At 37.6% G+C, this 16,116-nt stretch carries 4 protein-coding genes; 3 read left to right on the forward strand and 1 reads right to left on the reverse strand.

The window, feature by feature from the left end:
- Window positions 1-48: 48 nt before the first annotated feature.
- Window positions 49-6,597, reverse strand: coding sequence for a T9SS sorting signal type C domain-containing protein (locus tag ACHRV3_RS16970; protein ID WP_395435439.1), 6,549 nt, complete (start codon window positions 6,595-6,597; stop codon window positions 49-51).
- Window positions 6,598-6,908: 311 nt separating this feature from the next.
- On the opposite strand from ACHRV3_RS16970, the gene ACHRV3_RS16975 reads away from it, so the two are divergent.
- The 3 genes from ACHRV3_RS16975 (at window position 6,909) to ACHRV3_RS16985 (ending at window position 16,033) form a co-directional block, all read left to right on the forward strand.
- A complete protein-coding gene (locus ACHRV3_RS16975) occupies window positions 6,909-7,373 on the forward strand; it encodes a regulatory protein RecX (RefSeq protein WP_047779341.1) in 465 nt (154 codons plus the stop codon).
- Between the two features lie 413 nt (window positions 7,374-7,786).
- Window positions 7,787-11,992, forward strand: coding sequence for an Ig-like domain-containing protein (locus ACHRV3_RS16980; RefSeq protein ID WP_395435438.1), 4,206 nt, complete (start codon window positions 7,787-7,789; stop codon window positions 11,990-11,992).
- 183 nt (window positions 11,993-12,175) lie between these two features.
- Window positions 12,176-16,033: a T9SS sorting signal type C domain-containing protein gene (locus ACHRV3_RS16985; protein ID WP_395435437.1), complete on the forward strand. Its 3,858-nt coding sequence runs from the start codon at window positions 12,176-12,178 to the stop codon at window positions 16,031-16,033.
- The last annotated feature ends 83 nt before the right edge of the window (window positions 16,034-16,116 follow it).

Genomic DNA, 16,116 nt, shown 5'->3' on the forward strand with positions numbered 1-16,116 from the left:
TTGTCTGAACAAATGGATTTTTTTTATGCTTAAATCGGTGTTTATATCTTATTGAAATATAACTTTTTTGGTGGTTGTATGATTGTTGTCTAAGATAACCTTAATCAATAAAACCTGATTAGCGGATTGTAAATTTGCGATTTGCAATTCCGTTTCACCAATTTTCTTTTTGTTATAAAGTAGTTTTCCTGAAACATCATAAATCGTAACTTCTTTAATCGTTTCTTTTGCAGAGATTACTTTTATTACTTTGTTTATAGCCGTAACAAAAACATTGTTTTCGGTGTTTTCAAAATCTCCGGTTCCTAATGTTTTATCTGTATAACGCAGTACGAAACGATCCGCAAAAGTTCCTTTTGCAGTTGTAAAGGTATATTTCGCTGTTTTTAAATTATGGATTTTCCCTGTCGTTTTGTCTTCAATGAAAATGTTCTGATTGATCAGATCGCCTTCTATTTTTCCTATTGAGATGGTATAATCACCCGCAGCGGCACTACGATACCCTAAAGGAACAATATCAGTGTCTGTAAAAGGCAGAGCACGTCCTTGAATAACAAGATTACGATCGTTGTTGATACTGTAAAAGTCAAGAGCAGGATTACCGTCAAAAGATTCACCGTCATATCTGTTTTCGTAACTATTTGTTGCACCGTTGACATAACCAAGAAGTGTTTGTTTGAAAATCCCTTCCTTATTGATGATGTTAATCCAGATGCGATTTCTGCTTGCTTTTTCTTTTGATGGTCTTGCCGGTTTAAAGAACTGACCGTTATTTGCGCCACCTTCTCGCATATAGTTTTTAAAAGAAACTGTTCCCGGGCTAGCCGCACTTGCAAAGAAAGATTGTCCTGCAGCGATATAACCGGATGGCTCAGAATCGTTATTTCCAGGAGCATCATCGCCGGTAGGTGCTTTGGTATTTACTCCCCCTGTTAGATTAAAAGCAGCGTAATCATCAGCAAGATATTTCAGACCATTTGAACCGCCTATAGGGGTATTGTGTGTCCAGAAATAAAGCGTTCCGTTCATGAAAGGATTGTCATCTAAAAAACTATTAGCGTTCAGAGCAGATGCGTAAGGGTTACCGATGAGGTAAAACTTATCAGCCTCTACGGTCTCACCGTTTAGAGCACCATTGTTTGGAGTACCTTTAAATTCAGCAGTGAAATCCGCTCTATCTACATTAGAAAAGGTTTGAGGACCACGAATAATGTATCCTTTACCAATTATCATTTCGGTATTTGAATTGGTGATGACCCATCCTGTTCCATTAAAGCCCATGTATTTATCAGACAAAGTTAAAGGAGATACATCTACTAATTTTTTAGGATTTACAGGCGTAGACCAGTATCCGTAATCAGTAAGGCGAAGTGATGTTTTGCGTTTGTAGGTGATGATCCCTGAATTGATAGTAGGATCATCATTGGTTTGTACTAAACTTGAATTGTTCTCAAAAGTCAGACTCGCTGTGTTTGCAACTGTCAGGCCATTGGTGATTTTTAAAGTATTTCCAATGCTAATTACAACTTTAGCTGTTAAGCCTATTGTACAGCTACAAGCATTTACATCCGCTGTTGACGTGTAGTCTCCTTCAAAAAGAACGGGTTGATTAATTGTTGGAGGTCCATTGGTCCATCCTGCATTCCAGGTTGCCAATTGAGGTATTGGGTTTATAACAACGTTGACTGAAGATACAGACGGACATGCACCGCTACTAACGGTATAAGTATAGGTAGTATTAGCTGCAAGACCTGTTATTGAAGTTGTTGCTCCTGATCCTGTTGTTTGAACAGCACCCGGTGTTCTTGTTAAGGTCCAGGTTCCTGTAGCAGGTAAGCCACTTAATTGTACACTTCCTGTTGCTATTATACAGGTTGGGTGTGTTATTGTGCCTACTATTGGTGCTGTTGGTCCTGCGTTTACTGTTGTTGCTGTAGAAGATGTAGCAGATGTTGCTATACAGCTATTAGTATCTGTATAGTTAATCGTTACTGTTTTACTTCCAGTAGTTAAATATCTTAAAGTTACGGTATTGTTTGTGTTTGCGCCTCCTGAAACAATAGTGTAATCTGTTCCGGCAATTCCAGGGAATACCCAAACGTAATTAGACATACCAGCTTCAGTGGTGTACGTAACATTTGTTCCAACGCACGCACTTGCTCCTGGTTGAGCTGTAAAAGTTACGATAGGTAGCGCATTAACTGTAGTTGCAGTTGATGAAGTTGCCGTAGTTGCGGTACAACTATTGGTGTTGGTATAATTAACGGTTACCGTTTTACTTCCGGTAGTTAAATATCTTAAAGTTACGGTATTGTTTGTGCTTGTACCTCCTGAAACAATAGTGTAATCTGTTCCGGCAGTTCCAGGGAATACCCAAACGTAATTGGTCATGGTAGCTTCAGTAGTATAGGTAACATTTGTTCCAACGCAGGTACTTACTCCCGGTTGAGCTGTAAAGGTTACAATAGGTCGAGCATTAACTGTAGTTGCAGTTGATGAAGTTGCCGTAGTTGCCGTACAACTATTGGTGTTGGTATAATTAACGGTTACCGTTTTGCTTCCGGTAGTTAAATATCTTAAAGTTACGGTATTGTTTGTGCTTGTGCCTCCTGAAACAATAGTGTAATCTGTTCCGGCAGTTCCAGGGAATACCCAAACGTAACTAGACATAGTTGCTTCAGTAGTATAAGTAACATTTGTTCCAACGCAGGTACTTAATCCTGGTTGAGCTGTAAAGGTTACGATAGGTCGAGCATTAACTGTAGTTGCCGTTGATGAAGTTGCCGTAGTTGCGGTACAACTATTGGTGTTGGTGTAATTAACAGTTACCGTTTTACTTCCGGTAGTTAAATATCTTAAAGTTACGGTGTTGTTTGTGTTTGTACCTCCTGAAACAATAGTGTAATCTGTTCCGGCAGTTCCAGGGAATACCCAAACATAATTAGACATAGTAGCTTCAGTGGTATACGTAACATTTGTTCCAACGCAAGTACTTGCACCCGGTTGAGCTGTAAAGGTTACGATAGGTAGCGCATTAACTGTAGTTGCAGTTGATGAAGTGGCCGTAGTTGCTGTACAACTATTAGTGTTGGTATAGTTAACGGTTACCGTTTTACTTCCGGTAGTTAAATATCTTAAAGTTACGGTGTTGTTTGTGCTTGCACCTCCTGAAACGATGGTGTAATCTGTTCCGGCAGTTCCAGGGAATACCCAAACGTAACTAGACATAGTAGCTTCAGTAGTATAAGTAACATTTGTTCCAACGCAGGTACTTACTCCCGGTTGAGCTGTAAAGGTTATGATAGGTCGAGCATTAACTGTAGTTGCAGTTGATGAAGTTGCCGTAGTTGCGGTACAACTATTGGTGTTGGTATAGTTAACGGTTACCGTTTTACTTCCGGTTGTTAAATATCTTAAAGTTACTGTGTTACTTGTATTTGTGCCTCCTGAAACAATAGTGTAATCTGTTCCGGCAGTTCCAGGGAATACCCAAACGTAATTGGTCATTGTAGCTTCAGTAGTATAGGTAACATTTGTTCCAACGCACGCACTTGCTCCTGGTTGAGCTGTAAAAGTTACGATAGGTAGCGCATTAACTGTAGTTGCAGTTGATGAAGTTGCTGTAGTTGCTGTACAACTATTGGTGTTGGTATAATTAACGGTTACCGTTTTGCTTCCGGTAGTTAAATATCTTAAAGTTACGGTATTGTTTGTGCTTGCACCTCCTGAAACAATGGTGTAATCTGTTCCGGCAGTTCCAGGGAATACCCAAACGTAATTAGACATAGTAGCTTCAGTAGTATAGATAACATTTGTTCCCACACAAGCACTTGCTCCCGGTTGAGCTGTAAAAGTTACAATAGGTAACGCATTAACTGTAGTTGCAGTTGATGAAGTTGCCGTTGTTGCTGTACAGCTATTAGCGTTTGTATAGTTAATCGTTACTGTTTTACTTCCGGTTGTTAAATATTTTAAAGTTACGGTGTTACTTGCATTTGTGCCTCCAGAAACAATAGTATAATCTGTTCCGGCAACTCCTGGGAATCCCCAGATGTAATTAGTCATACTAGGTTGAGTAGTATAGGTAACATTTGTTCCTATACAAGTACTTGTTCCCGGTTGCGCTGTATAACTTACGATTGGTCGAGGGTTTACGGTTACTGTCAAAGTAAACGGAACCCCTACACAACCCGATGTAGTTGGAGTAACGGTATAAGTAGCCGTTTGTGGCGTTGTGGTTGTATTTGTAAGTGTACCAATAATGTTACCATTTGGAGTACCAGTACTTGCTGTACCTCCCGTGATGGCTCCCGATACTGCTATAGTTGGGGTTGTCCAGGTAAAAGTCGTTCCGGATGGGATAGTTCCGTTGGTTCCCGTTGTTGGTGTTGCTGTAAATTGAGATCCTGAACAAACTGAAGCTGTCATTGGAGTAATGGTAGCAGAAATCACATCAACCGCTACTGGTGTAGAGTCAGTTGTTGAAGCAGTACAGGTTATCTTTGCACGATAAAATGTTTTTACAGTTTGCGTAGTAGTAAAGGTTGATTTAGAGTTTGTAACATCTAAATATCGGATAAGTAAATTATCAATAGTATGGATGTCAGTTATAGCTCCTGTTCGTGCTGAAAATTTAAATTTCCAGGCTGATTTATCCGTTGAAAGATAGGCAGCTGGTAATAAAAAATTAGAGACTACTGTAATTATAGTACCTGAAGAATTTACCATAGTAAGAGACAGGTATCCTTTGTTATCTACTGACAAAACAACATTTCGTGCTGTAGTAGTTCTTATGTTGAAAGGAACATCCAGAGCGGAAGTAAAAACACCTGTTCCATTATAAAGAATACGAATACGGCTACCATTTGCTACACCCTCATTATCATAGGTGTCAAATTGAACTATAATACCTGAGCCTTCTCCAAGCTCTCCGCCACTATCGGTATTTGTCAATGCTCCTGCATAACTTAAACTAAAACCATCAGCACCGCCTCCGCCTCCGGCAGTATAATCAAATGAAGTTGTAAAAGCATTTATATTAGAGCCGGGAGATTTGTCAACTAAGAAACCTCCTTTTTGGCTAGTAGCAGCGGGCGTTAATACTAATTGACCACCGGTTATACTTGCATTTCCGGAAATACTGGTGTTGGCAGGCAGTGAACTAAAGGCTTCAGTACCGAAAAAAGTGGTTGGTGTCGGGGTAGCATTAGTCCATGTATCAACACCATTTGGTGAAGTTTGCCATACATAAGTAGCACCATCTGAATAAGTAGTTCCCAGAGATAATGTAAATGGGGTACCTGGGCATACCGTTGTGGCTGTTGATAAAGTAGTACTGGCAGCTGGTGTTCCTGAGCATACATCACCAACAATTATCGTATAGTCCTCAACCTGTCCCTCTGGACTTGTTACGGTTGTGGTACAAGGATTTGTAACATAGTCAGTAGATTGACCGATGATGCGCATACGGGTACTTCCTACGGTAGCATCAGTAGGTATTTGAAAATAAACCGACGCAATTTTGCCATCCGCTCCGTTAGAATTGTTAATGGAGCCAATGTTAAATTTTTCACCAGTGTCAGTAAAATCATTGTCTTGATTCCAGTCTATATAAGCAGTATAGAAAATGTTGCTGTTTGATGCCGTAACACCTTTTACAGAGACCGTGTAATTTTGTCCTTTAACTAAAGTGGTATTGACTCCTGTGAAACTTTCGTAACTGGTGGTTCCTGTACTGTTGTTATCTATTGTATTCAGCTTTACATTGGTAATTTGTCTTACCGTTGTAAAATTGGTAAAACTACATACGCTTGGGGTCCAAGTATAGGTTAAACCGTTGGTAGGTAGTTCTCCTGATCCGTTACCGGTATTACAAGTACTACTATTAACTCCTCCTGCTGTTGATGCTGGCCAGTTATTTGATGTGGTTCTATTGTTAAAGTCTGCATTAGATGCGCCTCTTAGACCTACTTGTACAGTTAAATCTGTGTTATAGCTACTAGTACAAGCACCATAAACAATTTGTACTTCATTAGTGGTTTCATTTAATCTAATTTGAAAATTGAAATCTCCATTACGTGAGTTACCACTGTAATAACGTCTTGCATTTGTCCATTGTACTACAAAAATTCTGTTGGGTGCTGTGCCAATAGTATTGTAAATTATTGAAGAACCGTTGCTTATCAAATCTCTTCCTAAAGCACTAATTGCACCACTATATCCGGTTGTTGATGAAATAGGGCTGTACTCATTAGTGTTTGAATAAATTGGAGATGCTGAAGGGCTAAATGTTAGAAAACCATTTGTGTTTACAGAACATTCTGTGTAATTTATACCGTTATATTTAAATGTAAAACCTAATAAAATATTTGTACTTACATTTTCATCCCATGGGCTTGGAAAGATTGTCGTTCCGGTAATGCTTGCGTATGTTCCGGTTGCTTGTGCGAAAGAATAATTAGCAACCTGTGCATTCCCAATTCCGGTAAAAAATAGTAAAAAAAGAAATTGAAGTAAACCAAACACCTTATAACTTTTGGGTTTGTTTATTTTTTGACAAAATAAGAAATCAACGAATAAAAGTAATTTTTTAATCATCAGCGTGTGGTATTTATATTTTAAATTTGTTTTGGGCTAAAACACATAAAAAAAGCACCGGTTCTCTATTATGTCGGATAGTAAACCTGAGTAGTGTTTTTCTTTTGGTTTTAAATTTTAGAATCAGTTATTTAAGTGCTTGTTTTTGAGCATTATTGAATAATCCAATTCGGCGTACAAAAATATTATAATTCTGCACATATACAACATTTTAGAAAAAGAGTTTCTGAGATAATTGAAAAATAAAGGCCGAATTTTAACAACAAAATGACTATTTTTCGCAAGAATAGTTAAAAAGCAGGAAAAAAGCTATGAATTCAACATGTACCCCAAAGGAGGCCTTACTCAAATTAGAACATTTTTGCGCCTATCAGGAGCGCTGTCATGCAGAAGTGGTTGCCAAATTGTACAGTTTAAAGATGACTTCAGATGAAATTGATGTGATAGTAGTTCAATTGATTGATGGTAATTTTTTAAATGAAACGCGTTTTGCCTGCAGTTTTGCCAGAGGTAAACACCGCATTAAATTTTGGGGCAGAATTCGGATCACAAATGAGTTAAAAGCCAGACAGATTTCCGCGGTTAATATCACTTTGGCATTAAAAGAAATTTCGGCGGAAGAGTATGAAACTACTTTTGAACAACTTTCGGAAAGATGCTGGAATAGTATTCACGAAAATAACACCCTTAAAAAAAGGAAGAAATTCTGCGATTATCTGTTGCGAAGAGGTTATGAAAGTAACTTGGTTTATGAAAAAATGAAGGAACTGGAATAAAACTCGATTTTCTTTTCCGGTAGTAAAAATCTAATTTTTGCGTTACTTAAAAAAGGCATTAGCACTAATCAGACTGCTAGTGTTAAACCTCATTTAGTACCCTGGAACCTATGTTTGTAAATTGAGGCTTTCTTGCATATTACGCATCAAAACTCGCTTTTTTAGACTTTTTAAATTAAAAAACACGCTATTTACAACTGTATTTTACGATTATTCTTATATTTTGTCGCTTTGCTTTTATAAGAATTAACACAGTTTGATGCTTTTTATGATGTATTTCATCGAGTATTTCTTTTGCTTTGTCGATTATACGGGTTTTCTTAAAACCACTTTTATGACTAGTACGTAGTTGTCTCTATCTTTGCAAGCCCAAAATTATATGCCTGCATACTAATCAGATAGAAACAACTAAAATGACAAGAAAATTACTTTTATTTTTACTTTTACCCTTTATTGGTTTTGCACAAGAAGATTTAGTAAAGTGGAATGGTCCTGGTACTAAAGCGGCCTCTGTTAATACGAATTACACAGCAGCAGTTGCTGCAGGGGATTTAAGTAATGGAAGTAATTTGACTGTAACTCCTGCGCAAGGAGAAGGGTTTAAAGGAAGTCCATGGACAACCTCATTTGCTATTGACGATACTAAATATTTTCAATTTACAACGACAACAAAAACGGGATATAAAATTAAATTGAATGCTTTCAAATTCACTTATAGAGGCGATGCTAATTTGTATGTGAACCGCTATCAGGTTCGTTATTCCAAAGATAATTTTGCCACCAGTACTTTATTAGTAGACGAAACAACAAGCCCGGGAAGAATAAACAAGTCATTGAATTTGTCTAATGTTACCCTATATGCCGGAGAAACGATAACCATTCGTATTTATGGCTACAAACTAAAACCCAATAGCGATCCTAATTCACCATTGTTCTTGATTAATTTGAGTTCAATTGAAAATGGCAATACAACACCTACGATTACAGGTTCTGTTTTGCCTTATGATGCCTCTGACTTGAATGCAAATGATGATCTTGTTTCAACGAAAGAAAAAAGAGCAGTAACCTTTGATCCGTTAACTAACGATACCCACTATAACGGTTCAACGATGACTTACACGCAACCGCCAACGGCTCACGGAACGGTAACAAACACTGACAATATCCTTACTTTTATACCTGCAACAAATTTTAAAGGAACCAGTTCATTTACGTATACGTTAAAAAAAGGGAACAAAACAGCTACAGCTACAGTTTCGGTTTTTGTTGAAGAAGCTACACCTCGGCTAATCATCTGGAATGGTGCAGTAGATCAGCCCAAAGCAGTTGTCACTGATGCCAATATCATTGCAAATGACATTAGTGCTTCAGGTGTTAATCTAACCACAAACAGTAATCCAAATTATTTTAATCTTACTAATGTTCAAACCAGTACGATTAAAAATACGGTAAATCTTAACAAATATGCTCAGGTAAGTGTTAGGCCAAAAGGCAATTACAAACTGACTTTAACGCAATTTAAGTTTATATACAATTCTCCTTCGGGAAATGAAGGAGCAACAAAATACGAAGTACGTTACTCCACAGATCCTACTTTTCCTGATGACGGTAAGATCCTTTTGGGGTCAACCACAGCAGTACAAGGTACAGATACTGAGGTAACCCTTAATTTTCCTGCTAATACTGTGGTGACTAGCAGTCCAAATCAAACATTTTATATTAGAATTTATCCTTATGGGGTTCAGAATATTTACAACGGATATTTTAGAATCAAACACGATTACGGAGGAGAATTAGGGCCAACCATTTCGGGTATTGTCGATACGTCTAACTTACTTACGGCAAATCCGGATCTAATTACGACCGATTCCAATACGGCTATAATTGTACCGATTCTGGAAAATGATGAAAATTACAGCGCATTGGCATCTATTACTTCAACACAACCGGCTTCAGGAGGGTCTGTTCAAGTTAATGATAAAACCAATGTGACTTTTACTCCTGCAGTGGGTTTCACCGGGACGAGTTCTTTTGTCTACACCTTGTATGACGGGAAAAATTATTCGTCTGCAACCGTTACAGTTACGGTAACGCCACCACCGTGTGTTCCCTCTTTAACAGCCGGAGTTAACAGCTGGAAAGGTTATGTTTATACCTATACAGGAAATACTCCCGCGATGACTACTTATGTTGGATCTGTTGCAGAGAAAGCGATGTTTGACCGAAAAATAGGTACAGATGTAATTACAGGAGATACAAGTGTTGCGCCAAATGCATTTTGCGGTACAGTACCAAGCGAAAGGTTTTATGTTCGCTACCTAATGAAGACTACAACAGAGGCCGGTAAATTTAACTTTACAGTAGGGGGTGATGATGGTTACCGTTTGTATATTGATGGTGATTTAGTGATAGACAACTGGCAGGATCAAGGTTATGCAGTAAGATCTACGCTATATAACCTGACAGCAGGGACACATAATTTTGTTTTAGAATACTACGAAAAAGAAGGTGCATCCAGATTATCCATTATGTATGGAATAATAAAAGGAGATACTTTACTGCCTTTCGGAGATAATAAGTGGAATGTTTTTGGTTTTAATTCAGCAAATATTGCCTTAGTGGCAGACACCTATGCAGGAACTTATGTAGATACAAGTTTAGATATCAATACACAGTCAAAGTGGAATGCTTTGGTATCACCCTCTTATTATTCGGGTTGGGAAGGTGCTCCAATGCCCGTTGATCAGTTTACCATTACCTATAAACGTAAAGGTTTTCCTTGCGGTCGTTATCAATTAGAACTTGTAAATTGTGATGATGTGGGTGAAATTTATATTGATGGAGTCAAAATATTTACACAATCTATTTATACCAATACTACTTCATTAATTAACGGAGGAAAAACGTATCCTTTAAATAAAACGTCAACTGTAGAAGTACGTTTAAGAGAAGATGGGGGTGATGCCAAGTTAGCCCTTAATTTTATTGATACTCCTTTTGTTTATGATGGATCAGTGGCACCTCAGAGCGGCTCTTCAATTACGGTGAATAAAAGTACAGTTCTGACTAACGATTTAGAAGTTTGTACTTGTACCATAGCAGCAGGAAAGACATTGACGATCGCGGGAGACAAAACTCTTACCGTTAATGAAAATATTGTGGTAAATGGAGATGGTAAACTTATAATAAAAAACAATGGTTCCTTGGTTCAGACCAATGATAATGCTACTTATACCGGAGCTGTAAATTCGTTTAATATGGAACGGATTTCAACTCCAATGGCAGATTTCGATTATACCTACTGGTCATCAGCAGTAGCAGATAAAAAATTGAATGTTTTGTCACCCAATACGCTAGCCGACAAGTACATGTCATTTAGCGGAACAAATTGGATAATTGAAAACGGAAATACGATTATGAAACCCGGTAAAGGATATATTATTCGTGTTCCTAAACGAGACACCGGATATCCAAATGGTAAAGATTATTGGAACACTAGTACGTATTCTCAAACGGTAAATTTTATTGGAATTCCTAATAATGGAATTATTAAAGGGGAATCTCTTTTGGCTGATAAATTTTATTTAGTTGGTAATCCATATCCTTCGGCATTAGACGCTGCTAAGTTTTTAAATGCGAATACTTTTATAAACGGTACTATTTACTTCTGGACCCACAATACAGCAATTGGCGTGGTAGGAATACATAAATACAATTCAAATGATTATGCAAGTTATAATCTTACCGGAGGTGTAGCAACGAGACCTTCTCAGGCACCCGGACGCAATATGAATACGCCCTCTGGTAAAATTGCATCAGGAGAATCTTTTTTTATTAGTACAAATGATGTCGGAATGGTTACTTTTAATAATAGTATGCGTCCGGTGGGTGCTAACAATCAGTTTTTTAAAAGAGATAATACGTCAAAAAATATAGAAGCAGAGAACGGTCGCATGTGGTTAAACATGACCAATGAAACCGGTGCTTTTAAACAAGTTTTGATCGGATATATTGAAGGAGCCACCAATGATTTTGAAAACAGATTTGACGGTGAAAGCTTTGATGGTAATGCGTATATCGATTTTTATAGTATAGATAATGGTAGAAATTATGTAATTCAGGGTCGTGCCTTGCCTTTTACGGATACCGATATTGTTCCTTTAGGATACCGCAGTTCTATTGAAGGTGAATTTGCAATTTCTATCGAGCAGACAGATGGTGATTTGGTTAATCAGGTTGTTTACTTAGAAGACAAAGTAACAGCTAAAGTTCATGACTTAAGAGCTGGAAAATATACCTTTACGACTGCAAAAGGAACTTTTTCGGATCGTTTTGTACTACGCTACACAAATAAAACATTAGGAATTGATGATTTTGAAAATACAGACAGTGATCTGATTGTTTCCGTAAAAAATAAGGCAATCAAAGTAACTTCAGAAAAAGAAAATATTAAAGAAGTTATGGTTTATGATCTTTCGGGGAAATTGCTTTACGAAAAGAATAAAGTTGGAGCAACTGAATTGCAAATAGCAAATTTACAATCAGCCAATCAGATGGTATTGATCAAGATTGTTTTGGAAAATGGTCACACAACTACCAAGAAAGCTATATTTCACTAAAAAACACTAGTTAAGCTTATAGAAAATCCATTTGTCAAAGGCAAATGGATTTTTTTTTTGCGTTTTCTTCAAATTGAAAATTAACATACCCTAAATATCCCGTCAAGTGGGTATTGTCAGATTTATAAAAGAAAAATAAATTGCAGTTAAATCTTACAAGTATTTAACTCAATCTATCTGACTTTGATTAGAAATATAATTCTTTTAGTATTAGTAGTCAGTTTTATCAATAAAGCCGACTTGTATGCACAGCAAGGAAAAGTGGATAAGCACTTTAATATACGTGATGACGGGACTATCGGGGATGGTTTTGATAATACAGTTAGAACCTTATTTTTGCAGTCCGATGAAAAACTGATCGTAGGAGGTGATTTTCTGACTCTTAATGGAATACAACTCTCTTATTTGACTCGGTTGAATACAGACGGATCGATTGACGAGAGTTTTCAGATGGGAAATGGTTTCAACGGAAAAGTCTACAGCGTCTGTGTGCAACCGGATGGAAAAATTATTGTTGGTGGAAGTTTTACAGCTTACAACGGCGTCAGCGCGGGTCGACTAATTCGTTTAAATACGGATGGATCACAAGATATATCATTCAATACAGCAATTGCAGCTGCGACAGGAATCATCTATAAAGTGGGTTTGCAATCGGATGGAAAAATAATTATAGTGGGCAGTTTCACCAAATACAATGCCGTTACCGTAAATAGAATGGCACGTGTTTTACCCAATGGAACATTAGATTCTTCTTTTAATATAGGAGCCGGGGCTTCAGCACTCATTACTAATGTTGAAATTTTACCGGATCAAAAAATTATAGTAACGGGCGCTTTCACTTTTTTTAATGGAGCTGCGGCAAACAGAATGGTTCGTCTGTATCCTGATGGCAGAGTTGATGAACATTTTTGTATTGGAGCTGCTTTTAATGATGATGTAAATGCAATAGCGATACAGTCCGATGGAAAAATTATTTTAGGAGGAAAATTTACAAATTATAACGGAAACAGTGCCAACAGGATTATCCGGATCAATTATGACGGAACCCTCGATTCTGGTTTCCTATCAGGCTCCGGTCTCAGTAAAGATGCGGTTCAGGTAATCAAAATTGATGCTTCGGGGACTATTGCTGTTGGAGGGTCTTTCACAGGCTACTACAATAATAGTGAGGTAAACCGTTTATTTTTTTTAAATGCTAACGGAACGATAAGAAACGATTTCTATACTGGAGCAGGACCGGGATCTGCTTCCGTTTTAGGATTAGAGAGTACGGCAGACAGATCTTGGTATATCGCGGGATCATTCTCTGTATTTGATAGTCTGAATCAGGGTAGACTGACTAGAATTGATAGCGGAGGAGAACAAGATACCGGATATTTAGCTGCCGGAATTGGTTTTGATAATTCTGTTTTAAAAGTTTTGCCGTTGCCCAGTAAACAAACGATGGTATTTGGGAATTTTACCAGATTCAATGGAGCTTTTTCTTCAAGAATTGCCAGAGTTTTAGAAAATGGAGCCTCGGATGATACTTTTAATTCCAAGCAATTGGGAGCGAATAACAGCATAAAAATGGCCGTTTTACAAGGAGATGATAAGATTGTCTTTGGGGGGAATTTTACAAAATACAACGAATCAACTTGCAATAGAATTGCTCGTATTTTAGCAAATGGAACCGTTGATCCAACATTTAGTTTAGGCTCAGGCTTTAATAATCAGGTTTATGCAATGGCACTTCAGCCCGATCAAAAGATAATTGTTGGCGGTAATTTTACGTCATATAATACTGCACAGGTTGGAAGAATAGTCAGATTGTTGGCAAACGGTTTGCTTGATGTTGATTTTAATGTTGGTTTGGGTGCCAATGCTATTGTAGAGGCCGTACTGGTTCAACCGGACGGAAAAATTCTGATTGGCGGGAGATTTACTTCTTTTGACGGTACTATGGTATCAGGTTTAGTACGTCTTCATGAGGACGGAAGTATAGATGCCACTTTTAACACAGGTAGCGGGTTTGATAAAAAAGTAAGTGCAATTGCGTTACAATCGGATCAGAAAATAATAGTAGGAGGATCATTTTTAATGTACAATGGGGCTCCACAAAAACGGATTCTGAGATTGAATTCCAACGGAAGTCTGGATACGACTTTTGATTCTGGATCCGGTTTTAGTAAAGGAGATGTACTTAGTATTTTGGTACAACCCGATGATCGTATCCTAGTGGGAGGAACTTTTTCAGGTACTTACAAAAGTACAGCTTGCCTAAGGTTAATACGGTTATTAAGGTGGGGGGATTATGATAACAGCTTTCAGGCAAATTTAAACAATAAGGTACGTACGATGCATTTTACTGCTGATCGCAAACTTATGATTGGTGGCGATTTTAATTCCGTCTCCGGAGAATCAAAACATAGGGTTGCTCGTTTGAAAATTTGCTTAGAAGCGACCGATTGGAATGGTATCGCATGGTCAAATGGTTTTCCGTCCGCTGGAAAAGAAGTCACTTTTTCAGAAGATTATCCGGGTTTAACAGCGACAGCGATATGTAACTGTACAATCAAGGAAGGGAAGACTGTTACGCTTTTAAGTGGTAATACTTTAGGAATTGAATTTGATTATAACGGTTTGGGGGCGCTGGTTTTAAATAATGCGGCCAGTTTATATCAAGATGATGATGAAATTGTAAATACGGGAATCGTGCAGGTTCTAAGAAAATCATCTCCGATTTTAAAATTTGACTATACCTATTGGGCCTCTCCGGTAGTGGATCAAAAATTGATAGCTGTTTCTCCGAAGACATTATCGGATAAGTTTTTCTCCTATAACTATGAGTTAGATAATTGGAGCATTGAAGATCCGCAACATACTATGACCCCGGGGAAAGGATATTGTATCCGCGGACCTCAGGATTTTTCAGCTACCGCAGCTTCGGCATATGACGCAATATTTAAAGGAGTTCCGAATAATGGGAAGATTAGTTTGGGTTTAGGAAAAGAAAATACTTTTAATTTAATTGGGAATCCATACCCCTCAGCTCTTAGTGCAGATTTGTTTTTGGATAAAAACAGTCAAAACATCAAAGGAACTCTTTATTTGTGGACACATAATACTCCGGTTAAAGATCATAAATATACTTCAGATGATTATGCAGTTTATAATTTGCTGGGAGGTGTAGGAACAAGAGCAGCACTTTCTTCCGGAATGGATCAGACCGTACCGGATGGAACAATTGCTTCGAATCAGGCTTTTTTTGTTGTAAGCAAGAATACTGGATCTGTTGCGTTTGACAACAGCATGCGAATTATGGGTCAAAATACTTCTTTTTTTAAAACAACGGTAAGCAATAAAAAGGAAATCAGAAGCGGAATCGAAAAACACCGTATTTGGTTGGATTTTGAGAATACGGAAGGCATTTTTAAACAAATCCTGGTTGGTTATGTGTATGGAGCACCCGATGCGTCGGTTGATAGTTTTAATTCGGAATCTTTTAAAGGAAATAAATGGGCGGATTTTTATAGTATCCTCGAAAATAAACATTTGGTAATTCAGGGAACAACAGCAGTATTTGACAAATCTGATTCAATTTCTCTGGGTTACGAGACTGCTGTTGAGGGGGAGTTTAGTATTAAAATTGCTAAAAAGGAAGGGCTCTTCGAGAACTTGAATGTTTATTTAGAAGACAAAACGAAGGGAATAACACATAACTTACAGGAAGCCCCCTATCTGTTTACTACTGACAAGGGAGTTTTTAAGGAGCGTTTTGTAATACACTACACCGAAAAGACCTTAAAAAAGGAAGCTTTGGAGAAATTGGAAGACGGCGTTCAGATAACCGTAAAAGACAAGTCCATAAATGTAGTAGCAGCAAAAACGAACATTAAGTCAGTTCATTTTTTTGATGTTAGTGGAAAACTACTTTTTTATAAAGATAAAATCGATGCGAGGTCATTTCAATTTTCAAATCCGTCATGCAGCAATCAACTTCTAATAGTAAAAGTTGTTTTGGAGAACAATCATACTATAGCTCAAAAAATAGTATTCTGATATTAATTAATTCAAGTCACTAGTTAATAATTAGTTGATTCTATTTGAAGAAAACACAAAAAGATTGATTTGCCTCCTGCTTC

Origin of the sequence: Flavobacterium sp. FlaQc-49 (assembly GCF_044005985.1) — a bacterium.
Taxonomy (GTDB): Bacteria; Bacteroidota; Bacteroidia; order Flavobacteriales; family Flavobacteriaceae; genus Flavobacterium; species Flavobacterium cupriresistens.

Coding starts and splice junctions, on each gene's coding strand:
- ACHRV3_RS16970 (WP_395435439.1), bottom strand. CDS start 6,597: ATGATTAAAAAATTACTTTTATTCGTTGATTTCTTATTTTGTCAAAAA.
- ACHRV3_RS16975 (WP_047779341.1), top strand. CDS start 6,909: ATGAATTCAACATGTACCCCAAAGGAGGCCTTACTCAAATTAGAACAT.
- ACHRV3_RS16980 (WP_395435438.1), top strand. CDS start 7,787: ATGACAAGAAAATTACTTTTATTTTTACTTTTACCCTTTATTGGTTTT.